Here is a 25356-nt window from a genome sequence, read left to right as displayed (position 1 = left end):
CTGATTAAAGTGAGTGCGCAAAGCCATCTGAAGGCGATGTGTTTAAACCTGTTGAAAGCGGCTAACAGGCTAAGTGTGCCTGTTGCCGCCTAAAAGGCGGCCCAGATGCCTGATTATGGGGTGTCCGGGGAGGATTAAGGGGGTATTTGGGTAAAATTAGGCGCAATTAGGGGTGAAAACAGCCGAAAACCTGTGTTTGGGTTCCGGCTGTCGAAGGAAGGGCTTTTTTGCAAAGGTCTCAGGCCGTCTGAAAAACATTTTCAGACGGCCTTTTTATCCGTTAAAAAGCCGGTTGGGTTTCAAAAAATACTAACCGACTTTGAAAGCGGCTAGCCCAGCAGCGCTTCGATGTCCGAAGGGCACGACACGGCGAAATCCGCAGGCCACTCCTCTGTGCGGTCGCCTGCGGCGATATAGCCCCACAGCGCCAGCACGGTTTTCATGCCCGCATCGCGCCCGGCCTGCATATCGCGCTGCGCATCACCGACATAAAGGCACTCTTGCGGTGCAACGCCGAGCTGTTCGCAGGCATAAAGCATGGGCACTACGCTCGGCTTGGCCTCGGCGCAGGTGTCGCCGCTCACCACCACCGCAGGCGGCGCGGCAAAACCGAGCTTGGAAACAAGGCGGTCGGTGAAGGCGGCAGGCTTGTTGGTGACGATGCCCCAAACGATGCCCTTGCGTGCCAAAGCGGCCAGCAGTTCGCTGATTTGCGGGAACAGAACCGTGTCGCGGTCGAAACAGGCTTCGTATTCCGCCAGATAGGCCGCACGCCATTCGTCGAAACCTTCGTCGCCGCGCGAGATGCCCGCGCCCAGCGCCAACAGTCCTGCCGCACCGTGGCTGGCTACCGCGCGGATGTCGGCCATATCCTTCGGCGGCAGGCCGCGTTTGGCCAGCAGGGTGTTGAGCGCGCCGCCCAAATCGGGGGCGGTGTCGGCAAGCGTGCCGTCCAAATCAAAGAGAACTGCTTTGATCATGATGCTTTCCCGTGTGTGATAAAACAGCGTCATTTTAACAGTTCCTGCCGTATCTTTTCAAAGGTTAAGCCGACGCAGCGCGCGAACGGCATTTTTCCGCGCGGCGGCAAGGGTTTCCATTGCATCGAAGCCCGGCTTTCAGACGGCCTTCATCCCGCCGGTGGCGTCAATGTTTGTGTGTATGTCGGCATGGTGGCATCCGCCGAAGCGGACGGGCGTGCAAAGGCCGTCTGAAACCGGATTACCGGGCTTCAGACGGCCTCAACGCTTTTTCAACAGCAGTCCGCTTTCGATATGGTGCGTGAAGGGGAACTGGTCGAACATGGCGGCGGCGGCCACGTCGTGCGTTTTTATCAGGGTGTCGAGGTTGGCGCGCAGGGTTTCGGGGTTGCAGGAGATATAGATGATGTTATCGAAGCCTTTCAGCAGCGCCAGTGTGGCGTCGTCGATGCCGGCGCGCGGCGGGTCGACGAAGACGGTGGAGAAGCGGTAGTCGGCGAGGGTGATGTTTTGTTCGTTAAGGCGGCGGAATTCGCGTGCGCCTGTGTAGGCTTCGGTAAATTCTTCTGCCGACAGGCGGGCGATGCGGATGTTGTCCGCTCCGTTGGCCGAGATATTCCATTGCGCGGCCTGCACGGAGGTTTTCGAGACTTCGGTGGCGAGGACGCGGCCGAATCGGCGGGCGAGCGGCAGGGTGAAGTTGCCGTTGCCACAGTAGAGTTCGAGCAGGTCGCCGCCCAGGCCGTCGGCGGCAGCGCACGCCCATTCGAGCATGTCGCGGCAGACGGCGGCGTTGGGCTGGCTGAACGCACCCTCGGGCTGGCGGTAGCGGTAGGTTTGTCCGCCGACATCGAGCGATTCGGTGACGAAGTCGCGCGAGAGCACGTTTTTTTGCCCTTTACTGCGGCCGATCAGGGCGATGCCGAGGCGGTTTTGCAGTGCTTCGGCGGCGGTTTGCCAGGTTTCGTCGAGTTTTCTGTGGTAAATGAGGGTAACTAGCATGTCGCCGCTGAGGGTAGACAGGAATTCGCACTGGTAGAGGCGGTTTTTCAGCACGGGATCGGCAGAAACGGCGGCAAGCAGCTCGGGCATCAGCCGGTTGATGCTTATGGCCGCTGCGGGAAATTCGGTAATGCGGATAACCGACGCGCCGCCTGCCTTTTTGCCGTGTTCGAACATGGCGTAGCTGATGTTTTCGCCATCGTGCCAGATGCGGAATTCGGCACGCATGCGGTAATGGCGCTCGGGCGAGGGGTAAACGCGCCATTCGGGCATGGGCACGCCTGCGAACAGGCGGCGCAGGAAAGCGGTTTTGTCGTTCAGCTGGCTGAGGTAGGCGGGGCTGTGCATGGCGGATTCCGTGGCAGAAAAAGGGGCGAATTATAGCTTTTTCGCGCACGGGACGCAGAGGCCGTCTGAAATACACGGCAGCGGAAAGCGTGAACTGCGCGGATTGTTAAGACGGCTGCATTATTGCAAAAAAGCGCAAACGGCGGGGGAGGGACGCTATCAAGAATCGCAAAGCGCGTGTTAAGATAGAATTGTAAAGATTTTCCCCAACCGACAAACACAGAGGATTTGACACATGAGTCGCGTATTATTAGTTGATGACGATGCCGTACTGACCGAGCTGCTGACCGAATATCTCACCGCCGAAGGTTTGGAAGTGCGCAGCGTGCCGGACGGCGAAGCCGGTGTTCATGAAATTCTCTCCGGCCAGTACGACGTGGTGGTGTTGGACTCCATGATGCCGAAGATGAACGGTTTAGACGTGTTGAAAACCGTGCGCGCGCAAAGCAGCATCCCCATCATCATGCTCACGGCCAAAGGCGACGACATCGACCGCATCATCGGTTTGGAAATGGGTGCCGACGACTATGTGCCCAAACCGAGCACGCCGCGCGAACTCTTGGCGCGCATCAACGCAATTTTGCGCCGCGCGCAGAACCCGCACGACCAGGGCAGCGCGTCAAACAGCCTATCGGTCAGCAATGTGACCCTGCATCCCTCGAAACGCCAGGCAACCGTTGGTGATGCGCCGCTGGAACTGACCAGCACCGAGTTCAACCTGCTCGAAGTGCTGATGCGCCATGCGGGACAGGTGGTCAGCAAGGAAACCCTTTCCATCGAAGCGCTCGACCGCAAGCTGGCCAAATTCGACCGCAGCATCGATGTCCACATTTCCAGCATCCGCCACAAACTGGGCGATGCCTCGCTGATTCAAACCGTGCGTGGTTTGGGTTACTTGTTCGTCAAAAACTGATTATCGGAAGCCGAAGCTCAGCATGAAGCTTTTCCAACGCATTTTCGCCACGTTTTGCGCAGTGATTATCTGCGCCATATTCGTGGCGAGTTTTTCTTTCTGGCTCGTGCAGCAGACGCAGGCCGAAAACCATTTCAACCAGCAGCGGGTGATTGACGAGATTCTGTTGTCCAATGCCGTTAACGCCTTTCGCGCGCGCGGCGAAAACGGCGCGCGCGAAATGCTTCAGGGGTGGCACGAAGGGCAGGGGCCGGAAAAAGTCCTCATCATCAGCGGTGACGATCAGACCGATCTGATCGGCCGTAAAGTCGACCCCAAAAGAATCGAAAAAGCCCGCTCCTTCGCAATCGCCAATCCCGAAAGCAAAAGCGTGCACCTCGAATACGGGCGCTGGGGCGAGGAATACCTGTTTTTCATCCGCAACTGGGACAGCATCGAAGTGCAGCGCCGCCCCAGTCCGCTGTTTATCCCCGGCCTGCCGCTGGAACAGACCTGGCACGAAATCATCATCTTGGGCTTTATCTTTCTCGTCGGCCTTGCACTTGCCTACATTCTCGCCAACAACATCACCCGCCCCATCCGCATTCTCGGCCGCGGTATGAACCGCCTGGCCGACGGCAACTTTGAAACGCGCATCTCGCAGCAGATGGACAACCGCGATGACGAACTGTCGCAGCTGGCGGTGCAGTTCGACAAAATGGCGCAGAAGCTGCAACAGCTGGTTGCCAAAGAACGCCACCTCCTGCACCACGTTTCCCACGAAATGCGCTCGCCGCTGGCGCGGATGCAGGCCATCGTCGGCCTGATCCAGTCGCAGCCGCAGAAGCAGGAGCAGTATTTGCAGCGGCTGGAAACCGAGCTCGTGCGCATGGACGCTTTGGTAGGCGAGTTGCTGACCCTCTCCCGCCTCGAAACCGCCAACGTCAAATTGGAAAAAGAGCCGCTCAAACTGATTCCCTTCATGCGCAATCTGGTGGACGACAGCCAGGCCGTTGCCGAAAAAAACGGCCAAACCGTCGAGCTGACGCTGGAAAAAATGCCCGACAACGCCGAAATCTGCGCCAACGAAAGCTATCTCTACCGCGCCTTCGACAACGTCATCCGCAATGCCATGAACTACAGCCCCGAAGGCAGCAGCATCCGCGTCGAAATGCGGCAGGACGCGAAAAACTGGCTGATCGACATCACCGACAACGGGCCGGGTGTCGCGGAAAACCAGCTGCCGCACATCTTCACCGCCTTCTATCGCGCCGACAGCAGCGGCAGCAAACCCGGCACGGGCTTGGGCTTGGCCTTGGCAAAACACATCGTCGAGCAGCACTGCGGCAGCATCAGCGCCGAAAACATCAGCCCCAACGGCCTGCGTATGCGCTTCGTCCTGCCGAAAAAAAACGGCAAAACGAAAGACGAGCAACCGCCCGCCGCATAAGAGCTGTTTACATTCGGCCTTGCGGCGGTGTTTTCGGTAAAAATCCGCTTCGCAAGCTGAATGCCGGCAGCCACCGGCAGCCACAAAAAGGCCGTCTGAAAATCCGTTTTCAGACGGCCTTTTTGTGGCATAATCTGTCGGTTTTCCGCCCGACGCAAACGCGGTTTTCCCACGGCGTTTTCAGACGGCCGCAAGCATGGCCGCCACATTTTCAGACGGCCTTTTCCAACCTTCCGCACAGCCTGAAACCCTAACCGTGCCTGTCGCACCGGCAGGCACCGTTAGCGTTTTAGACTGGCGGATTTTCCAACGAAAGGAATCCCTTTATGTTTGACAAACACGTTAAAACCTTCCAATACGGCGATCAAACCGTAACCCTCGAAACCGGCGAAATCGCCCGTCAGGCCGCTGCGGCGGTGAAAGTGGCTATGGGCGACACCGTGGTTTTGGTGGCCGTTACCGCCAACAAGGAAGTCAAAGCCGGACAGGACTTCTTCCCGCTGACTGTCGATTATCTCGAGCGCACCTACGCCGCAGGCAAAATCCCCGGCGGCTTTTTCAAGCGCGAAGGCAAGCAGAGCGAAAAAGAAATCCTCACCAGCCGCCTGATCGACCGCCCCATCCGCCCGCTGTTCCCTGAAGGTTTCTATCACGACATCCAAGTTGTGGCGATGGTGGTGTCCGTCGATCCCGAAATCGATTCCGACATCCCCGCGATGATCGGCGCTTCCGCCGCGCTGGTATTGAGCGGCGTGCCCTTTGCCGGCCCGATCGGCGCAGCGCGCGTGGGCTATTTGGACGGCGGATATGTGCTGAATCCGACCAAAACCCAGCTGGAAAAATCCCAGCTTGATTTGGTGGTTGCCGGTACCGCGCAGGCCGTCTTAATGGTGGAATCCGAAGCGCAAATCCTGCCCGAAGACGTGATGCTCGGCGCAGTGGTGTACGGCCACGAGCAGATGCAGGCCGTGATTAAAGCCATCAACGAGCTGGCCGACGAAGTGAACCCCGAAGTGTGGGACTGGAAAGCGCCCGAGCCGAACGCCGATCTGGTGGCCAAAGTCAAAGAAATCGCCGGCGACACCATCGCCGAAGCCTTCAAAATCCGCTCCAAACAGGCACGCGGCGCGAAAATCGCCGAAGCGTGGGCTGCGGTTCAGGCTGCCTTAATCAGCGAAGACACCGACACCCTTGCCGCCAACGAAATCAAGGGCATTTTCAAACATCTGGAAGCCGACGTCGTCCGCAGCCAAATCCTTAACGGCCAGCCGCGCATCGACGGCCGCGACACCCGCACCGTGCGCCCCATCAACATCCAAACCGGTGTGCTGCCGCGCACCCACGGATCGGCGCTGTTTACACGCGGCGAAACCCAGGCGCTGGCCGTCGCCACCCTCGGCACTTCGCGCGACGAGCAAATCATCGACGCCCTCTCCGGCGAATACACCGACCGCTTTATGCTGCACTACAACTTCCCGCCATATTCCACCGGCGAATGCGGCCGCATGGGCGCGCCCAAACGCCGCGAGATCGGCCACGGCCGCCTCGCCAAACGCGCCCTCTTGGCCGTGCTGCCCTCGCCGGAAGAGTTCAGCTACACCATGCGCGTAGTTTCCGAAATCACCGAGTCCAACGGCTCTTCTTCCATGGCTTCCGTCTGCGGCGGCTGCCTGAGCCTGCTGTCTGCCGGTGTACCGCTGAAAGCCCATGTGGCCGGTATCGCCATGGGTCTGATTTTGGAAGGCAACAAATTCGCCGTGCTCACCGACATCCTGGGCGACGAAGACCACCTCGGCGATATGGACTTCAAAGTGGCCGGTACCACCGACGGCGTAACCGCCCTGCAAATGGACATCAAAATCCAGGGTATCACCAAAGAAATCATGCAGATCGCGCTGGCACAGGCCAAAGAAGCCCGCCTGCACATCCTCGGCCAGATGAAAGAAGCGGTACAGGGCCCGCAGGAATTGTCGCAACACGCGCCGCGCCTGTTTACCATGAAAATCAACCAGGACAAAATCCGCGACGTCATCGGCAAAGGCGGCGAAACCATCCGCGCCATTACCGCCGAAACCGGCACCGAAATCAACATCGCCGACGACGGCACCATCACCATCGCCGCCGTCAGCGCTGATTCGGTGGAAGCGGCGAAAAAACGCATCGAAGACATCACCGCCGAAGTCGAAGTGGGCGAAGTGTACGACGGCACCGTGGTAAAAATTCTCGACAACAACGTCGGTGCGATTGTCGACGTCCTACCCGGCAAAGGCGGGCTGGTACACGTCAGCCAAATCGCCCACGAGCGCGTGAAAGACGTGAACGACTATCTCAAAGTCGGCCAGAGCGTCAAAGTAAAAGCGCTGGAAGTGGACGACCGCGGCCGCGTGCGCCTGTCGATCAAAGCCTTGCTGGAAGAACCTGCCGCCGAATAAGCCGCATGGTTTTGGATTCTTAAAAACCAAGCGAAACCGCACCTGCGAAGGTGCGGTTTTTTGTTGCCTGAAACAGTTTCAGGCCGTCTGAAAGCGCGGCTTCGGCGCAACCGGAACGGTGAGGCCGTCTGAAAAACAAGTGCTGCCCGTACAAAACGATTTGCCCGTATTCCGGTCTGGGGCGCGACGGTTTGCGCCTTGCACAAATTAACATTGTGTGCTGAAATGCGCCTCACCGATGAAATGTACACAATTTAACTGAGGAGGAAAAAATGCAAGGAATAGAGAACTTTCTCAACGGTCTGAACGGCTATGTTTGGGGGCGCGGTATGCTGGTGCTGCTGGTCGGCACAGGCATCTGGCTGACGCTGGCTCTGCGCGGTTTGCAGTTTTCCATGCTGTTTTACGCGCTGAAACAGGCGTTCCGTCCGCATCCGAAAAAAGACGACGGCAGCGACCACGACGGCGACGTATCCCATTTCGGCGCACTGATGACCGCTCTGTCGGCCACCATCGGCACGGGCAATATCGCCGGCGTCGCCACCGCCGTGGCAGCGGGCGGGCCGGGCGCGGTGTTCTGGATGTGGATTACCGCCGTGTTCGGCATGGCCACCAAATACGGCGAAGGCGTGCTGGCGGTGAAATTCCGTATTACCAACAGCAAGGGTGAAATGTCGGGCGGGCCGATGTATTACATTGAAAACGGCCTGGGCAAAAACTGGAAATGGCTGGCCGTCCTTTTCGCCCTGTTCGGCACCATCGCCTCCTTCGGCATCGGCAGCTCCGTGCAGGCCAACTCCGTGGCGCAGGCCGTGCACAGCAGCTTCGGCATCGAGCCGTGGATCAGCGGCGTGGCGCTGACGCTGATAACCGCCTTTGTCGTGCTCGGCGGCATCCAGAGCATCGCCAAAGTCAGCTCCGTCGTCGTACCCTTTATGGCCGTTCTTTATGTGCTCGGCGGCCTGGTTATCGTTTTCTCGCATCTCGACCTGCTGTTGCCCGCGCTGAAAGTGATACTGGGCGACGCCTTCACGGGACAGGCCGTGGCCGGTGGCGTGGTGGGCACCGTTATCCGCTACGGCGTCGCACGCGGCGTGTTCTCCAACGAAGCGGGCATGGGTTCCGCCCCCATCGCCGCCGCCGCCGCGAAAACCGACCATCCCGTGCGCCAGGCACTGGTTTCCATGACCGGTACCTTCCTCGACACCATCATCGTCTGCTCGATAACGGGCATCGTTCTGGTGATGGGATTGCTGGGTGCGGACGGCCAATTCGTGCTGCCCGAACTCAAAGGCGCCGCGCTCACCACGCAGACCTTCAACGCCCTTCTGGCGGGCTGGGGCGGCTGGATTGTCACCATCGGCCTGATTTTCTTCGCCTATTCCACCATCCTCGGCTGGTGTTACTACGGCGAAAAATGCGCCGGTTACGTTTTTGGCGACAAATTCGTGAAGCCCTACCGCGTTATCTACGTTGCCACCGTGATGCTCGGCACGGTGATGAGCCTCGATCTGGTGTGGACGGCCGCCGACACCTTCAACGGCCTGATGGCCGTGCCCAACCTGATCGCCCTGTTGCTGCTCTCGGGCGTGATTGTGAAGGAAACGCGCGACTTCAAAGCCAAGCGTGCCAGCGGCGAATTGGAGTATTGATAACGCGCAGCGCCTGACCGGCGCGTACACGCGAAAAGGCCGTCTGAAAGCAGATTTGCGTTTCAGACGGCCTAACCGTTTGGCGGACGCCGCTGCAACAGTGTTCAGGGAAAAACTGCGGTTTCGGTATGCAAAAGGCCGTCTGAAAGTGGGTTTTGTGTTTCAGACGGCCTAACCGTTTGGCGGGCACGGCAGCAACGGCGTGAGGGCAAACGGCGGTTTCAGTATGCGAAAGGCCGTCTGAAAGCAAAGGATATGGCGTTCAGACGGCCTTTGTTGCGGGCTGCGGAAACGGTTTAGAAACGGCGTTTCAGATTGCAGGCCTGCAAAATGCTGGCGGCGAGTTCTTCCACCGATTTGTGGGTGGTGTTGGTGAACGGAATGTCGAAGCGGCGGAACATGGCCTGCGCATCGGCCACTTCCTGCTTGCAGGTGGCGAGGCTGGCGTAGCGCGAGTTGGGGCGGCGCTCTTCGCGGATGTCGGCCAGGCGCTCGGGCTGGATGGTGAGGCCGTAGATTTTGCTGCGGTAGGGCTTGATCATCGGCGGCAGGTCGGGGCTGTCGAGATCGTCGGGCGTGAGCGGATAGTTGGCGGCGCGGATGCCGTATTGCAGGGCGAGATACAGGCAGGTCGGCGTTTTGCCGCTGCGTGACACGCCCATCAGGATTACGTCGGCGTCTTTCAGGTCTTTGTCGCTGACGCCGTCGTCGTGGTTGAGGGTGAAGTTCACCGCATCCATGCGCGCTTCGTAGCGGGCGGAGTCGGCGATGCCGTGGATGCGTCCGGCTTCGTGCCGCGCTTTGGTGCCCAATTCGTTTTCCAAGACGCCGAGAAAGGCGTCAAAAAAGCTCAGGTGCAGACCGGGGCTGCTGCGGATGATGTTGCGGATTTCTTCGTTGATAATGCTGGAAAAAACCAGCGGCCGCAGCTCGGTCTGCTGTGCGGCGGTTTCGATAATCTGCACCATGGCGCGGGCTTTGTCGGGTGTGTCGACGAAGGGATAGGTAGAGCGCTTGAATTTGATATCCTGAAACTGGTCGAGCAGGGCTTCGCCCATGCTTTCGGAGGTGAGGCCGGTGCGGTCGGAAATGAAGAAGGCGGGTCGGCGCGACATGGTTGTGCTCGCTTTTCGGTGGTGGAAACAAGGGGCGCGGATGATAGCAAGAGGCCGTCTGAAATTGAAGCGTGCGGAAAAACTACACTATGCTACACGTTTGCCAGCAGCGCGCGTTTCCAGCTTTTTGTGCCGCAAGGGCAGGGAGGGCGGCAGGTTTTTCGGGTTTCGGCTGTGCGGCGGTTGCGCGGACAGACCGTTGCGGCCGCAAACGGCAGAAACAGGCACGGCGGAAGGGGCGGAGTTTCATGCCGCTACATGACACACGCGCCTTGTTTTCAGACGGCCTCAAAGCGGCGTCGGCGAGAGAAAACACATGACACGGCGGCGCAGGCTGGTTAAAATGCCGCGCTTGCTTTTTTACGTTTTATAACCTTTTTATAACCTTTGATTTGGACGACACAAATGGCTGCAAATTACGTTATCTGGTTTGAAAATCTGCGTATGACCGACGTGGACAGCGTCGGCGGCAAAAACGCCTCACTCGGCGAAATGATTAGCCAACTGAGCGGCAAAGGCGTGCGCGTGCCGGGCGGTTTTGCCACCACGGCCGAAGCCTACCGCGCGTTTTTGGCGCACAACGGCCTGAACGAGCGCATTTCCGCCGCGTTGGCCGCGCTGGATGTCAACGATGTGGCCGAGCTGGCGCGTGTGGGCAAAGAAATCCGCCAGTGGATTTTGGAGACCCCCTTCCCCGAAGAGCTGGATAAAGCAGTGGAAGAAGCTTGGAACAAAATGGTGGCCGACGCGGGCACGGACATGATTTCCGTGGCCGTACGCTCCTCCGCCACCGCCGAAGACCTGCCCGACGCTTCTTTCGCCGGACAGCAGGAAACCTTCCTCAACATCAACGGCCTGGATAACGTCAAAGAAGCGATGAAGCACGTTTTCGCCTCGCTCTACAACGACCGCGCCATTTCCTACCGCGTCCACAAAGGTTTCGCCCACGACATCGTCGCCCTGTCCGCAGGCGTGCAGCGCATGGTGCGCTCCGACCACGGCGCGTCGGGTGTGATGTTCACCCTCGACACCGAAAGCGGCTTCGACCAAGTCGTGTTCCTCACATCGTCTTACGGCTTGGGCGAAATGGTCGTCCAAGGCGCAGTGAACCCCGACGAGTTCTACGTCCACAAACCGACCCTGCGCGAAGGCCGACCCGCCATCCTGCGCAAAACCATGGGTTCGAAACTCATCAAAATGGTGTTTACCGAAGAGGCGCAGGCGGGCAAGTCGGTGCAGGTGGTGGACGTGCCCGCCGAGCAGCGCAAACAGTTTTCCGTCAGCAACGAAGAAATCACCGAGCTGGCCAAATACGCCCTGATTATCGAAGAACATTACGGCCGCCCGATGGACATCGAATGGGGTCGCGACGGCATCGACGGCAAAATCTACATCCTGCAGGCGCGTCCCGAAACCGTCAAATCGCAGGAAGAAAGCAGCCGCAGCCTGCGCCGCTACGCCATTTCCGGCGACAAAACTGTGCTGTGCGAAGGCCGCGCCATCGGCCAGAAAGTCGGCCAGGGCAAAGTGCGCCTCGTTAAAGACGCTTCCGAAATGGACACCGTCAAAGACGGCGACGTGCTGGTAACCGACATGACCGACCCCGATTGGGAGCCGGTGATGAAACGCGCCGCCGCCATCGTCACCAACCGCGGCGGCCGCACCTGCCACGCCGCCATCATCGCCCGCGAACTGGGCATTCCCGCCGTTGTCGGCTGCGGCAACGCGTCTTCCGTACTCAAAGAAGGACAGGAAGTGACCGTTTCCTGCGCCGAAGGCGACACCGGTCTGATTTACGACGGCCTTTTGAACATCGAAGTGAATGACGTGGCCTTGGACAACATGCCCGAATCGCCCGTCAAAATCATGATGAACGTCGGCAATCCCGAGCTGGCCTTCTCCTTCTCCGACCTGCCCAGCGAAGGCATCGGCCTTGCCCGCATGGAATTCATCATCAACCGCCAAATCGGCATCCACCCCAAAGCCCTGATCGAGTTTGACAAACAGGACGAAGACATCCGCGAGGAAATCGAAAGCCGCATCGCCGGTTATGCCTCGCCTGTTACTTTTTATGTCGACAAAATCGCCGAGGGCGTGTCGACGCTGGCCGCTTCGGTATTCCCGCGCAAAGTTATTGTCCGCATGTCCGACTTCAAATCCAACGAATACATGGGCTTGATCGGCGGCAGCCGCTACGAGCCGCATGAAGAAAACCCCATGCTCGGCTTCCGCGGCGCGGCGCGCTACATCTCCGAAGACTTTGCCGAATGCTTTGCCCTCGAATGCCAGGCGCTCAAGCGCGTGCGCGACGACATGGGGCTGACCAACGTCGAAATCATGATTCCCTTCGTGCGCACCCTCGCCGAAGCCGAAGCCGTCGTCAAGGCTCTGAAAGCCAACGGCTTGGAGCGTGGCAAAAACGGCCTGCGCCTGATCATGATGTGCGAAGTGCCGAGTAACGCCATTCTGGCCGAGCAGTTCCTGCAATACTTCGACGGCTTCTCCATCGGTTCGAACGACATGACCCAGCTCACGCTCGGCGTCGACCGCGATAGCGGCGGCCCCATCGCCGCCACTTTCGACGAGCGCAACCCCGCCGTCAAAGTCATGCTGCACCTGGCCATCTCCGCCTGCCGCAAGCACAACAAATACGTCGGCATCTGCGGCCAGGGTCCGTCCGACCATCCCGATTTTGCCAAATGGCTGGTGGAAGAGGGCATTGACACCATTTCCCTGAACCCCGATACCGTTATCGAAACCTGGCTGTATCTGGCGAAAGAAGTGAACAAATAATCCGGCAGTACCGTTCAGACGGCCGCATCCCGATAAAGACGGATGCGGCCGTTTTCGCGGAAAGGTCGTCTGAAAGCCGTAGCGGAAAAGAGAAATTCGGACGGCCTAGTCTTGACGGCTTGCAGGATGATACCGGCGGGGCAGGGGGCTAAGTTTGGTATCCACACGGTATTTTTACGCTTACATATTTTAACCTTTTGACTTTTCCGACAGCGTGCCGCCGAAGATTCCCGATATATCAAACCCCCGCCGTTTTCCCCGTTTTTTTATCGCGAAGGAGCTTTTTGCCGCCGGTTTGTCAAGCCTGTTTCAAACGGCCGAAACACGATATATTGTAGTCCGAGCACACGATTCATACTATATCTAGTATTTTTTATCATTTTGAGGATACCTGATGAATGCCGCAGAAAACATGAAAGTCACCAAACGCGACGGCCGTTTGGAAAACATTGATTTAGACAAAATCCACCGCGTGGTTACTTGGGCGGCAGAGGGGCTGAAAAACGTGTCCGTCTCCCAAGTCGAGCTCAAATCGCACATTCAGTTTTACAACGGCATCCGCACCGACGACATCCACGAAACCATCATCAAGGCCGCCGCCGACCTGATTTCGCAGGACACGCCCGACTATCAGTATCTGGCCGCGCGTCTGGCCATTTTCCATCTGCGCAAAATCGCCTACGGCGAATTCGAGCCACCGCATCTCTTTGACCACGTCAAAAAACTCACCGAAGCGGGCAAATACGACCGCCACATCATCGAAGACTACAGCCGTGAAGAGTTTGACGAACTCAACGCCTACATCGACCACAGCCGCGACATGACCTTCTCCTACGCCGCCGTCAAGCAGCTCGAAGGCAAATATCTGGTACAAAACCGCGTAACGCGCCGCATCTACGAAACGCCGCAGTTTCTCTATATCCTCGTGGCGATGTGCCTGTTTTCCAAATACCCGAAAGACACGCGCCTTTCGTATGTGAAGCGTTTTTACGACGCGGTATCCACCTTCAAAGTCTCGCTGCCCACGCCCATCATGAGCGGCGTGCGCACGCCGACGCGCCAGTTCAGCTCGTGCGTGCTCATCGAGTGCGACGACAGCCTCGATTCTATCAACGCCACCACCAGCGCGATTGTGAAATACGTTTCCCAACGCGCCGGCATCGGCATCAACGCCGGACGCATCCGCGGCCTCGGCGCGGAAATCCGTGGCGGCGAAGCACAGCACACCGGCTGCATTCCCTTTTTCAAAATGTTCCAAGCCGCCGTCAAATCCTGCTCGCAAGGGGGCGTGCGCGGCGGCGCGGCCACCCTGTTCTACCCGCTGTGGCACATCGAAGCCGAAAGCCTGCTGGTGCTCAAAAACAACCGGGGCGTGGAAGACAACCGCATCCGCCAGCTTGATTACGGCGTGCAAATCAACCGCCTGCTTTACACCCGCCTGATTAAAGGCGGCAACATCACCCTGTTTTCGCCCAACGAAGTACCCGGCCTTTATGAAGCCTTCTTCGCCGACCAAGACGAATTCGAGCGTCTCTACACGAAATACGAGCAAGACCCGAATATCCGCAAACGCACCTTGTCGGCTACCGATTTGTTCTCCACACTGATGCAGGAACGCGCCGGAACGGGACGCATCTACATCCAAAACGTTGACCATTGCAACACGCACAGCCCGTTTGACCCGCGCGTCGCGCCCGTGCACCAGTCCAACCTGTGCATGGAAATCGCCCTGCCGACCAAACCGCTCGACAACATCAACGACCCCAACGGCGAAATCGCCCTGTGCACCCTGTCCGCCTTCAACCTCGGCGCGTTAAACAGTCTGGACGAACTCGAAGAGCTGGCCGACCTCACCGTCCGCGCCCTCGACGCACTTTTGGACTACCAAGACTACCCCGTCGAAGCCGCCCGCACCGCCACCATGAACCGCCGCACCCTCGGTATCGGCGTGATCAACTACGCCTATTACCTCGCCAAAAACGGCGTGAAATACAGCGACGGCTCGGCTATCGGCCTCACCCACCGCACCTTTGAAGCCATGCAGTATTACCTCCTCAAAGCCTCGGTAAACCTCGCCAAAGAATACGGCGCGTGTCCCCTGTTCGGCCAAACCGTTTATTCGCAAGGCAAGCTGCCCATCGACACCTACAAAAAAGACCTCGATGCCGTCTGCACCGAGCCGCTGCACCTCGATTGGGAAAGCCTGCGCCAAGACATCGTCAAACACGGCCTGCGCAACTCCACCCTCACCGCACTCATGCCGTCTGAAACCAGTTCGCAGATTGCCAACGCCACCAACGGCATCGAGCCCCCGCGCGGCCTCGTTACCGTGAAAGCCTCCAAAGACGGTATCCTCAAACAGGTTGTGCCCGAGTTTGAAACCCTCAAAAACCAATACGAAACCCTGTGGCAGCTTCCCGGCAACGACGGCTACCTGAAACTCGTCGGCGTGATGCAAAAATTCGTCGATCAGGCGATTTCTGCCAATACCGCCTACGACCCGGGCAAATTCGAAGGCAACAAAGTTTCCATGAAACAAATGCTCAAAGACCTACTGACCGCCTACAAATACGGCGTCAAAACCCTGTACTACCACAACACACGCGACGGCGCGGACGATACGCAGACCGATATTCAGGATGACGGCTGTGCGGGTGGGGCTTGTAAGATTTGACAATGGGAGATTTCAGACGATCTTTAGAGTTTAAAAGGTCGTCTGAAAATAAAACAAAGGATGGAAGAAAGTGTCTAATGCTTATTATGATAATCCAGCACAAAGATTATTGAAAATTATTAAAAAAGCTAAAGGAGTTTCATCACTTCGTACTTCAAGAGGCGCGTGGATGGAGATTTTAAATCTAACTAATGATGAAGCTAGTGATCGTAATATTCTATTTTCGATTAGCAAAGTTATAAATTTAATTGAGGAGATTAATAACTATTTCCAAGTAAATGAACCTGACTATATCGAGCATTGTCAGAATTGGATGGAAAACATATTGTCTTTTCTTGGTAAATCGGTAGAGTTAGATAGAGAATGGGCTGATGTCATTTGTTATTTAGATGAAAATATGACTTCATATCTTTATTCTTCTGTTAAGATTATTGATGCTAATTTTGAAAAAAATCAACTTTCATTTTTGAGAAAAATTGATGAAAGTGAACTAATTGAAATAAATAATTCTATAAAAAGCATATATCAGGACATATTAATTTCTGAAAATATAGAAGACAATGTTAAGTCTTCTATTCAAAAATATCTTTTGCGTCTTATTGAATCCATTGATCAATATGCAATTACTGGTTCTGAAGCTATTATCGAAGTCCTAGAAAATACTGTTGGTCATATGTATTTCAACCATGAATATAAAGAATTCATGAGTAATACAGAAACTGGTAAGAATCTCCTTTCTAAAATGGGAGAAATTGCAAAAAAAAGTTACCTGTTTTACGGGGATTTTAGAGTTAGCCAATAAGAGTTTTGAATTAATTGAAAATATTAAAGATTTTAATAATTTATAAGTATGTTTTAGATAAAAGAGATAAATTTCACAATATTAATATTACCATTTTAAGTTAATCTAAAAAGAGTTCCCCATGTCCTGCGAACACCTAGTCATGTCATACAGCACCTTTTCCAAAACCAAAAACGACGCGCTTAAAGAGCCGATGTTTTTCGGTCAGCCGGTGAATGTTGCCCGCTATGACCAGCAGAAATACGAAGTATTTGAAAAACTGATTGAAAAGCAGCTGTCGTTTTTCTGGCGTCCGGAAGAAATCGACGTGTCGCGCGACCGTATCGACTACGCCAACCTGCCCGAACACGAAAAACACATTTTCATCAGCAATCTGAAATACCAAACCCTGCTCGATTCCATCCAAGGCCGCAGTCCGAACGTTGCCTTGTTGCCTTTGGTGTCGATTCCCGAATTGGAAACTTGGATTGAAACGTGGAGTTTCAGCGAAACCATCCACTCGCGCAGCTACACTCACATCATTCGCAATATCGTGAATGACCCGTCTATCGTGTTTGACGACATCGTGCAAAACGAATACATCATCGCCCGCGCCGAAGATATCGCCTGTTACTACGACGATTTGATCGAATACACCCAGTATTACAACCTCTTAGGCGAAGGAACTCATCAGGTCGGCGGCAAAACGGTTACGGTAAACCTGCGCGAGTTGAAGAAAAAACTCTATCTCTGCCTGATGTGCGTCAACGTGCTCGAAGCCATCCGCTTTTATGTATCGTTTGCCTGCTCGTTTGCCTTTGCCGAGCGCGAGTTGATGGAGGGCAACGCCAAAATCATCAAACTCATCGCCCGCGACGAGGCGCTGCATCTCACCAGCACGCAACATATGCTTAACCTGATGCGCGTCGGCGCAGACGACCCCGATATGGTCGAAATCGCCGCCGAGTTGGAACAGGAATGCTTCGAGCTGTTTAAAAAAGCGGCTTTGCAGGAAAAAGAATGGGCCGAGTACCTGTTTAAAGACGGCTCGATGATTGGTTTGAACAAAGAAATCCTGTGCCAATACGTCGAATACATCACCAACCTGCGCATGCAGGCCGTCGGCCTGCAACCGGCTTTCGATGGCGCAAACCAAAACCCGATTCCGTGGATTAACGCCTGGCTCTCGTCAGACAATGTCCAAGTCGCGCCGCAGGAAGTGGAAATTTCGTCCTATCTTATCGGTCAAATCGATGCCGAAGTCAGCGCTGACGACTTGGGCGATTTCGAGCTGTAAAGCACGTTTCAGACGGCCTTTAGGCGCAACCGGCCGTCTGAAAATCTATTTCCAATCATCACGGTATAACCAAAAATGAAAATTTATGGCGACATTGCAGTAAAAGCAGCGGAATCATCTTCTGAGTATGAAGATATGGAACAAGCTTGGATAGAGATTGCGGCATCATTTCCCATCAAGGAGTCAATTAGAAAAAAAGGATGCCCAAAGAATGCATTTTTGGGATTGTGTCGTGCGGGGTTGGTTAAAGGAATCAACCCGGAAAAAGTCAAAACCAAACATTCCAAAAACGGAGAATATGCCGTTGCAGCGGTCAACCTTTTAAAAAATGATCCCGAATGGGCAAATCAGAAAAAATCCGTTTTTTGGCGCGAAATTGTGGGTAATGAAAAAAAAATATAACAGCCAGCTTCATGTCGTTTTGGCCTTGTGGGAAAAAGGATTGATTATTTGAATTTATATATTTAAGGCCGTCTGAAACATTGTTCAGACGGCCTCTATGCCCTAAAACACACATGGCACTCATCAGCACACACGACAAAACTTTCGAGCTGCAAGAGGGCGAAACGCTCTTGGAGGGCTTGGAGCGCACCGGCCACGAAGTCGAATACCAGTGCCGTAGCGGCTATTGCGGCTCGTGCCGCGTCAAAATCCTCAGCGGCCGCGTGTCTTACGACAACTTTCCGCTGGCTTTCGTCGCACCCGGAGAAATCCTGCCCTGCTGCTGCCGTGTGAGCGAAGACATCGAAATCGACTGCCGCGAGCGCGTGAAAGAGCCGGATTTGTTTGCGCCGGATTTATTCGGCGTCGACACGCTTTAAAACTTGCGCGCCTGTTTTGCGGCCGCTATAATGCCGCGCTTTGCAACCTTGTCTGCCGCACCCGCATGGCGGCAGACTGTTTTTAAACCGTAAGGAGATAACATGCGTCATTACGAGATCGTGTTTATCGTTCATCCCGATCAAAGCGAGCAGGTGCCCGCCATGGTTGAACGCTACAAAGCACTGGTAACTGAAAACAACGGTGTCATCCACCGGTTGGAAGACTGGGGTCGCCGCCAACTGGCTTACCCAATCAACAAAATTCACAAAGCGCACTATGTGTTGATGAATGTCGAAACTACTCCGGCCGTTATCGAAGAGCTGGAAACCGGTTTCCGCTTCAATGATGCCGTTCTGCGCCATCTGACCATCCAAACTAAACACGCAGTGACCGAAGCCTCTCCGATGATGAAGGAAGAGAAATCGAAAAATCTGCTGAATCCCCAGCAGGAAACTGCCGAAGCGTAATTGGATAACCTCCTAACCCTTACCGCCCGCATCGCCAAATGCGGTGTACTGCGTTATACGCCTACGGGTGTACCTGTATTGGATTTGATGCTCGAACACGAGTCCATGCAGAGAGAAAACAACCTCCCGTGTACAGTGCGCTTGGAAATCCAGGCTAAAATCGTCGGTAAGGACGCTTTGATATGGCAGCATCGGGAAAATAGCACAGTCCGAGTCAGCGGCTTCCTTGCCGCCAAGAATCAGCGCTATCCCAAACCGATACTGCGGATACAGAACATTCAAGAATATAAAGGTTAAAACGACATGGCTCGTCAAACATTCAAACGTAGAAAATTCTGCCGTTTTACGGCTGAAAAAATCCAGGAAGTCGATTACAAACAGGTCGATCTGCTGAAAGACTTCATCACCGAAAACGGCAAAATCATCCCCGCCCGCATCACCGGCACCAAAGCACACTACCAGCGCCAGCTGGCGGTTGCCGTAAAACGCGCGCGCTTCTTGGCACTGCTGCCTTACACCGACCAACACAAATAATTTTGGAGCGTAAATCATGCAAATTATTCTGTTAGAAAAAATCGGCGGTTTGGGCAACTTGGGCGACATCGTTACCGTTAAAAACGGCTATGCCCGCAACTTCCTGATCCCCCAAGGTAAAGCGAAACGCGCAACCGAAGCCAACAAAGCCGAATTTGAAACCCGCCGTGCCGAACTGGAAGCACGTCAGGCCGAAATCCTGGCCGATGCGCAGGCACGCAGGGAAAAACTGGACGGACAAACCATTACCATCGCGCAGAAAGCCGGTGTCGACGGCCGTCTGTTCGGTTCGGTGACTAATGCCGACATCGCTGCTGCCATCGTTGCTGCCGGTGTGGAGGCTGTAAAAGCCAATGTCCGTTTGCCCGAAGGCCCGTTCAAAGCCGTTGGCGAATATGAAGTGGAAGTGGCGCTGCACACCGACGCCATTGCCAAAATTACCGTTGCCGTCGTTGCTGCTGCCGAATAATTTTATCAGCTTGCAAATACGCATATTGGAAAACCGCACCCATTACAGGGGGCGGTTTTTGTTTTGTTCGGAATTTTAAAGAAAAGCAGTTTCGGAACCGACTGTCACATGAAAACCTGCCTTTATAGTGAGCCAAAATATAATGAAATAAAATAGAAAAGACGCAAGGTAGCAAGCCGCAGACAGTATGAATGGTATGAGGCAGGTTTTCTTGGCATTTTTCATGCCGTAGAAAAACGTCTTCTTTGAGCTAAACACGGCAAGGTTGTGGATTTTTGTGTTGTTTCATGATACCGAAAGCAGGGCTGCGAAATTCGACGGCTAATCTCCTAAGCCTGATTTGTCGTACATCCCGAGTCAAAAAGGCCGTCTGAAAACCTTGGAAACAGGTTTTCAGACGGCCTTCCGTTTACCGCGTCCGATTAAAACCGTGCCTGCAATCTCAGCCAAGCGGTACGGCCGGGTTCGTTGACGCGGGTGGTTTTAATGCCTGCGGCGGGGTCGACGTTGGAGCCGCTTTTGCTGACAAATTCGGCGTAGGTTTTGTTAAATACATTGTCCACGCCGCCTTGCAAAGTGGCGTATTTGTTGATTTTCCAGCCTGCGTTGAGCGAAAGGACGCCGAAGCCTGCGGCTGCGCCGAGGTCTTGGCCGACGATGTTACCCTGGCCTTGCGCATAACGGTTTTGCTTGGCGGCTACGCGCCAAAGTGCGCCTGCGCTGAATTTGCCGTTGTCCCAAGCAAGGCTGCTGTTCCATTCTAAGGGCGGGGTTTGCGCCAGCGGCAGGCCGTGGCTGCGGTTTTTGCCGCGCGTATAGGCCAAGCTGCTGCCGATTTCCCAGTCGGGGGCGAATTTCCATTTCACTTCGGCTTCGCCGCCGACGCGGGTGGTATCGATGTTGCAGGCGGTATATTGCGGGCAGTGGGTTTTGGCGCTTTCGACAATGATGAAGTCTTTGACTTTGCTGCCGAACACGGACAAGGAGCTGTGGACGTTGCCGTTGCTGTAGATCAGGCCGGCATCGATTTGGCGGTTGGTTTCTTTTTTCAGGTTCGGCGCCCTGTTGCGCTCCCAATAGTCGGGCGAGCGTTGGGCGACGCCCAAACCTGCGTAATATTTGATGTTGCCGACGGTTTCTTCCCAGCGGGCAAAACCCGAGGTCAGCGAATAGTTTTGGTGGCGTTGTGCGCCTGCGGCGAAGTTGTGGCTGCCCTCATAATCGGCTTTGACTTTGTCGTGGCGCAGGCCGACCACCCATTTGCGGCTGTCGCTATGCTGCCATGCGGCTTCGGCAAAAGCGCCCCACTGTTTGAAGCTTTGGTTGGGCATATAGGGTTTGTGGCTGTAGCCTTCTCCGCGCATTTCCATGCGGGAAGCGTGTTTGTCGCGCATATAGTCGACGCCGGTTTGCAGATTGAGATTGTCCCAGTCGAAAGTGGCGCGGAGGTTGCCCGTGTCCGTGTTGCGTTTGGGGTTCATCGCGCGTTTGGGCATGGTCATGCCGTTGGGCATTTTGCCGGGCGTGCGCAGGCTGTAGTTGTCCATCACATGGTCGATTTCGCTCTCGCCGTAGCGCAGTTCCAGTTCTGTAAACCAGGGGGTGAGGCGTTTTTGTGTGAAGCGCACGTTCCATGCGTCGCGGTCGAATTTGCTGCCGTCCATCATGCGGTCGGCGTAGGCGGCTTTGGCGCGGCTGCGTTCGTATGTGCCCGCGATGGTGGTGTTTTCAGACGGCGTTACGCCCAGCTGCACCATTTGGTTGTCGCGTTTGAACTCGGAATGCACGCGGTTGCCGTCGCCGTCTTTATAGTCGTCGGCCTCGTTGTGCGACACGTTAGCGCGCAGGTAGCCGTATTTGCCGCCCGCTTCGCCTTCAAACGAAGCGTCGCGGCGGCCGTGGCTGCCGACTGTGACGCCGCCGCTGACGGAATAGGGTTTTTCGTCAAATTTCGGATCGTGGCGGACAAAGCGCACCGAGCCCGTAATCAGTCCCATGCCCTGCGTAACCGTTTGCGGGCCTTTGGTGACGATCACTTCGTCGAAGGTGTTGGGGTGGATGTAGGCTGTGGGCGGATCCATGCGCATATTGCAGCCGCCGTAGATAAACTGGTCGTCGGCATTAATCGACAGGCGCGAGCCGCCCAAACCGCGAAACAGCGGGTCACCCGAGCTGCCGCCTTTGCGGATGATGCTCATATTGGGCACAGATTGCAGCAAATCCGCGCCGTCGCCCGCAGGCAGCGGCTGGATGGCGGCTTTGGGATTGAATTTCACCGTGTTGGCTTTTCTCTGCTGGGTGCCGGTGACGATCACGGGATCCAATGCGTTTTGTTCGACGGTTTCTTCCGCCGCCCAGACTTGGGATACGGCCAGCGCCAAAGGCAGCAGCAACCAGGTTTTTTGTTTCATTTCGATAATCTCCTGTATGGTTTGTTAAAATGATTAATAAAGTGTAATTACGCGTCAATTATAACCTGTTTTGTTATGCAGTAACGCATGGTAATTGTCGAATCAAGCATTGTTTGATTTGGCGCAAAGCATGTTTTGACAGGAATAATCGTCAGGCCGTCTGAACCATCCGGGCGGGCGGGGCGGGGCGCTTGTGCGGTATCGGGAAAACGGCGTGTTCCGCCGTATGAACATAAATAATTTAACCAAACAATCCGTGCGCCCCGGCGAGGCGTTCAGACGGCCGTCGGCACCGGCAAGCAAGGTTTTTATGATGTTCGAACCGCGCCGAACCGCTACAATGCCGCCTGTTTTTATCCGACACAGGAGCCGCAACATGAACCCGCTCACCATCGCCGTGCACGGCGCAGAACACAGCCCGCTCGACATCATCGCCAAAATGGCCAACCGCCACGGCCTGATTGCCGGGGCGACGGGCACCGGCAAAACCGTTACCCTGCGCAAAATGGCCGAAAGTTTCAGCAACCTCGGCGTCCCCGTTTTTCTTGCCGACGTAAAGGGCGACCTCTCCGGCATCGCCGCAGCGGGCGACGGCGCGGGCAAACCCGGCGAGCGCATGGAAGAGTTCGGCATCGACAAAAGCGGCTATCTCAAAGCCTTTCCCGTGCGCTTTTGGGACGTGTTCGGCGAAACCGGCATTCCCGTGCGTGTCACCGTATCGCAGATGGGGCCGATGCTACTTTCCCGCCTGATGAACCTCAACGACACACAGGAAGGCCTGCTCAACCTCGTTTTCAAAGCCGCCGACGACCAAGGCTGGCACCTGATCGACCTGAAAGACCTGCGCGGCATGCTGCAATACGTCGCCGAACACGCCAAGGAATACCGCACGCAATACGGCAACGTCTCCGCCGCCAGCGTCGGCGCCATCCAGCGCCAGCTGCTCACCCTCGAAAACGAAGGCGCGGAGCGCTTTTTCGGCGAACCAGCCCTCAACCTGCAAGACTGGCTGCAAAGCGAAGGAGGGCAGGGCGTGATCAACATCCTCAACGCCGAAAAACTGATGCGCTCGCCGCGCATGTATAGCGCCTTTTTGCTGTGGTTTCTCGCCGAACTCTTCCAAACCCTGCCCGAAACGGGCGACCCCGACAAACCCAAATTCGTCATGTTCTTCGATGAAGCCCACCTGATGTTCGACAACGCAGCCCCCGCGCTGCTCGAACAGGTCGAACAAGTCGTGCGCCTGATCCGCTCCAAAGGCGTCGGCGTCTATTTCGTCACGCAAAACCCGCTCGACATCCCCGACAGCGTGCTCGGCCAGCTCGGCAACCGCGTTCAACACGCCCTGCGCGCCTTCACCCCGCGCGATCAGAAAGCCGTCAAAGCCGCCGCCGACACCTTCCGCAGCAAACCCGGCGTCAAAGTGGCCGAAGCCATCACCGAACTGGGCGTCGGCGAAGCGCTCGTCTCCTTCCTCGACGAAAAAGGCATGCCCGAACCCGTGGAACGCGCCTTCGTCCTGCCGCCCCAATCGCAGCTTGCGCCCCTTTCCGAACAAGAGCGCGACCAACGCTTCCGTAACGACATCCTCTACCGCCACTACAAAGACGCGGTAGACAATTTCTCCGCCTACGAAGCCCTGCAACAGCTGGCCGCCCAAGCGCCGCAGACGCAGCCCGCCGCGCAGCAAGCCCCCGCGCAAAACGCCGCGCCACAGGAAAAATCCCAACCAGGCCTGCTCGAAGGCTTCCTCGGCGGCCTGTTCGGCAGCCGCAAAAAGGCCAATCAGGGATTGGGCTACGATCTGGCCGACAGCATCGGCAACCGCATCAACAAACAAGTCACCAACGCCATTTCCCGTAGCGTCATGGGCGTGATTAAAAACATGATGAAATAGCCTGCAAACGGATTGAGGCCGTCTGAAAACCAAGTTTCAGCGAAGTTGATAACCCGCTGTGGCTTTTCAGACGTCCTACAAGGCAGCCTGAAACCCCCAAACCCTTCCCGTGGAGAAAACCACCATATCCAAACGCTATTTCCTGTTTCCTTTATTTTTACTGGCCACCTCCGGCGCATGAGCCTGTTACGACCCCGCAGGTTCGGGACGGTGCGGCCCAAACGGTATTGGGCCGCGCAACACCGGCGGATACGGTTCAGGCAGCTACAACCAGCAAATCTATGTACCCCCGCAAATCTATGTATCTCCGCCGGCACCCCAGACCTACATGCCACCGCCGAACCGTGAAAGCCGTTACGGCGCGTTTGCCGTTTATGTCAATCCCAACGCCAAATGAAACAGCAGCAGAATGTTTGCCTCCGTCCACGGTATCAGCTCAAAGTAAAAAGCCAGACAAACGGCCTTACAAGCATGCAACCGCAAAAGCGGACACACCTGCCAAGTTTTTGACTACGCAGACCAATGCATCAGCGTAACGACGGGCATCGATTCCAAAGCCCAAAAACTATTCTCTGCACTTTCGGAACAACGGGGTAAAGCACCGCTGGACGCTATGCAGCAATGCATTACCCAAAGCGAAGACTGTAGGTTTGTCGTACAGGAAGAGTGTTCGCTGCCCAAATAAAAACCAAAAGCAAGCTGTAGGGTACGTGCCGCGGGCATGCACGCGGGTCAGGAAAATCGAAACGGCAGCATCAGCCGCACACCCTACCGGCAACAGTTTTTCAGACGGCCTACAAGGCAGCCTGAAACCCCCAAGCCGCTACGGCGCAGCGGCCGTTTATTTAACTAAGGGCTTATGGGATAGTCGCAAAATGTTTGCCTCCGTCTACGGTATTGGCTCAGGGTACAAAGCCAGCCAGATGGCCTTGCAGGCGTGCAAGCGCAAAAGCGGACGCAGCTGCACACTCCTTTTTGTCTATGCCAACCAATGCGCCAGCATAACAACAGGTCGGGTTGCCAAAAGCCTGAGATTGTTCTACGACTTTTCAACGCAGAGCGGCCAAGCAATGCTGAACGCCATGGAAAAATGCAACGCCGCCAATGGCAAAGACTGCGCTCTCGTTGTGGCGGAAGAATGCTCCCGCCCCATATATTGATGTCCGGCAAACCAACGCCGACTAATTTGAAAAATGTCGGATACGAATGCCCGACCGACTGAAAACCTGGTTAAAACACGCCCTAGGGGCTGTTGACATTCAATTTTTCACAGTATCATACAGATATGACCAGATATACCCTATCCGATGCCCAGTGGGCAGCCATCGAACCGCTTTGTC

The 25356-nt window shown here is 55.7% G+C and carries 20 protein-coding genes and 1 pseudogene; 17 read left to right on the top strand and 4 right to left on the bottom strand.

The window, feature by feature from the left end; translation table 11 throughout:
* Positions 1-329 precede the first annotated feature (329 nt).
* Together ACLD9W_RS08745 and trmA are read right to left on the bottom strand one after the other, a co-directional pair.
* Positions 330-980: an HAD family hydrolase gene (locus tag ACLD9W_RS08745; RefSeq protein WP_410841666.1), complete on the bottom strand. Its 651-nt coding sequence runs from the start codon at positions 978-980 to the stop codon at positions 330-332.
* A gap of 261 nt (positions 981-1241) precedes the next feature.
* Positions 1242-2330, bottom strand: coding sequence for a tRNA (uridine(54)-C5)-methyltransferase TrmA (trmA, locus tag ACLD9W_RS08740; protein ID WP_410841665.1), 1089 nt, complete (start codon positions 2328-2330; stop codon positions 1242-1244).
* Positions 2331-2565: 235 nt separating this feature from the next.
* Here trmA and ACLD9W_RS08735 point away from each other — a divergent pair, with 235 nt between their 5' ends.
* The 4 genes from ACLD9W_RS08735 to ACLD9W_RS08720 all read left to right on the top strand — a co-directional run bounded on the left by ACLD9W_RS08735 (position 2566) and on the right by ACLD9W_RS08720 (position 8756).
* Positions 2566-3243, top strand: coding sequence for a response regulator (locus ACLD9W_RS08735; RefSeq protein WP_410841664.1), 678 nt, complete (start codon positions 2566-2568; stop codon positions 3241-3243).
* Between the two features lie 22 nt (positions 3244-3265).
* Entirely contained in the window at positions 3266-4672 is a 1407-nt protein-coding gene (locus ACLD9W_RS08730) for an ATP-binding protein (RefSeq protein ID WP_410841663.1), read from the top strand.
* Between the two features lie 326 nt (positions 4673-4998).
* Positions 4999-7104 (top strand): polyribonucleotide nucleotidyltransferase, encoded by a 2106-nt coding sequence (pnp, locus tag ACLD9W_RS08725; RefSeq protein ID WP_410841662.1) that lies wholly within the window; start codon positions 4999-5001, stop codon positions 7102-7104.
* Positions 7105-7376: 272 nt separating this feature from the next.
* On the top strand, positions 7377-8756 hold the full coding sequence (locus tag ACLD9W_RS08720) for an alanine/glycine:cation symporter family protein (protein WP_410841661.1): 1380 nt from the start codon (positions 7377-7379) through the stop codon (positions 8754-8756).
* A gap of 296 nt (positions 8757-9052) precedes the next feature.
* Here ACLD9W_RS08720 and ACLD9W_RS08715 read toward each other — a convergent pair whose 3' ends face one another.
* Positions 9053-9871 (bottom strand): pyruvate, water dikinase regulatory protein, encoded by an 819-nt coding sequence (locus ACLD9W_RS08715; RefSeq protein ID WP_410841660.1) that lies wholly within the window; start codon positions 9869-9871, stop codon positions 9053-9055.
* Positions 9872-10276: 405 nt separating this feature from the next.
* On the opposite strand from ACLD9W_RS08715, the gene ppsA reads away from it, so the two are divergent.
* The 10 genes from ppsA to rplI all read left to right on the top strand — a co-directional run bounded on the left by ppsA (position 10277) and on the right by rplI (position 19708).
* A complete protein-coding gene (ppsA, locus tag ACLD9W_RS08710) occupies positions 10277-12664 on the top strand; it encodes a phosphoenolpyruvate synthase (RefSeq protein WP_410841659.1) in 2388 nt (795 codons plus the stop codon).
* A gap of 394 nt (positions 12665-13058) precedes the next feature.
* Positions 13059-15338 (top strand): class 1a ribonucleoside-diphosphate reductase subunit alpha, encoded by a 2280-nt coding sequence (nrdA, locus tag ACLD9W_RS08705; protein WP_410841658.1) that lies wholly within the window; start codon positions 13059-13061, stop codon positions 15336-15338.
* A 70-nt stretch (positions 15339-15408) separates the two neighbouring features.
* Positions 15409-16140 carry a hypothetical protein gene (locus ACLD9W_RS08700; RefSeq protein ID WP_410841657.1) on the top strand — a complete coding sequence of 244 codons (732 nt, stop codon included), beginning with the start codon at positions 15409-15411 and terminating at the stop codon, positions 16138-16140.
* A gap of 142 nt (positions 16141-16282) precedes the next feature.
* Positions 16283-17416: a class Ia ribonucleoside-diphosphate reductase subunit beta gene (nrdB, locus tag ACLD9W_RS08695; RefSeq protein ID WP_410841667.1), complete on the top strand. Its 1134-nt coding sequence runs from the start codon at positions 16283-16285 to the stop codon at positions 17414-17416.
* A 75-nt stretch (positions 17417-17491) separates the two neighbouring features.
* The gene (locus ACLD9W_RS08690) at positions 17492-17818 is read left to right on the top strand and encodes a DUF6979 family protein (RefSeq protein ID WP_410841656.1); all 327 of its coding nucleotides are present in this window, start codon (positions 17492-17494) and stop codon (positions 17816-17818) included.
* A 113-nt stretch (positions 17819-17931) separates the two neighbouring features.
* Entirely contained in the window at positions 17932-18237 is a 306-nt protein-coding gene (yfaE, locus tag ACLD9W_RS08685) for a class I ribonucleotide reductase maintenance protein YfaE (protein ID WP_410841655.1), read from the top strand.
* A 102-nt stretch (positions 18238-18339) separates the two neighbouring features.
* Positions 18340-18705, top strand: coding sequence for a 30S ribosomal protein S6 (gene rpsF / locus ACLD9W_RS08680; protein ID WP_009427510.1), 366 nt, complete (start codon positions 18340-18342; stop codon positions 18703-18705).
* Positions 18706-19002 (top strand): primosomal replication protein N, encoded by a 297-nt coding sequence (gene priB, locus ACLD9W_RS08675; protein WP_410841654.1) that lies wholly within the window; start codon positions 18706-18708, stop codon positions 19000-19002.
* Positions 19003-19008: 6 nt separating this feature from the next.
* On the top strand, positions 19009-19239 hold the full coding sequence (rpsR, locus tag ACLD9W_RS08670) for a 30S ribosomal protein S18 (protein WP_002641495.1): 231 nt from the start codon (positions 19009-19011) through the stop codon (positions 19237-19239).
* A 16-nt stretch (positions 19240-19255) separates the two neighbouring features.
* On the top strand, positions 19256-19708 hold the full coding sequence (gene rplI, locus ACLD9W_RS08665; RefSeq protein WP_410841653.1) for a 50S ribosomal protein L9: 453 nt from the start codon (positions 19256-19258) through the stop codon (positions 19706-19708).
* 422 nt (positions 19709-20130) lie between these two features.
* Here the strand turns inward: rplI and ACLD9W_RS08660 are convergent, their stop codons facing one another.
* Positions 20131-22119 (bottom strand): TonB-dependent copper receptor, encoded by a 1989-nt coding sequence (locus tag ACLD9W_RS08660; protein WP_410841652.1) that lies wholly within the window; start codon positions 22117-22119, stop codon positions 20131-20133.
* Positions 22120-22495: 376 nt separating this feature from the next.
* Here ACLD9W_RS08660 and ACLD9W_RS08655 point away from each other — a divergent pair, with 376 nt between their 5' ends.
* The 3 genes and pseudogenes from ACLD9W_RS08655 to ACLD9W_RS08645 all read left to right on the top strand — a co-directional run bounded on the left by ACLD9W_RS08655 (position 22496) and on the right by ACLD9W_RS08645 (position 25176).
* On the top strand, positions 22496-24016 hold the full coding sequence (locus ACLD9W_RS08655; RefSeq protein ID WP_410841651.1) for a helicase HerA-like domain-containing protein: 1521 nt from the start codon (positions 22496-22498) through the stop codon (positions 24014-24016).
* A 460-nt stretch (positions 24017-24476) separates the two neighbouring features.
* Positions 24477-24701 (top strand): annotated as a pseudogene (locus ACLD9W_RS08650) (hypothetical protein); the annotation flags it as partial.
* Between the two features lie 190 nt (positions 24702-24891).
* Positions 24892-25176 (top strand): DUF4189 domain-containing protein, encoded by a 285-nt coding sequence (locus ACLD9W_RS08645; RefSeq protein ID WP_410841650.1) that lies wholly within the window; start codon positions 24892-24894, stop codon positions 25174-25176.
* The last annotated feature ends 180 nt before the right edge of the window (positions 25177-25356 follow it).

It is taken from the genome of Neisseria sp. WLZKY-1, from assembly GCF_046546535.1.
GTDB lineage: Bacteria > Pseudomonadota > Gammaproteobacteria > Burkholderiales > Neisseriaceae > Neisseria.
This window is presented reverse-complemented; position numbering and strand designations above follow the sequence as displayed.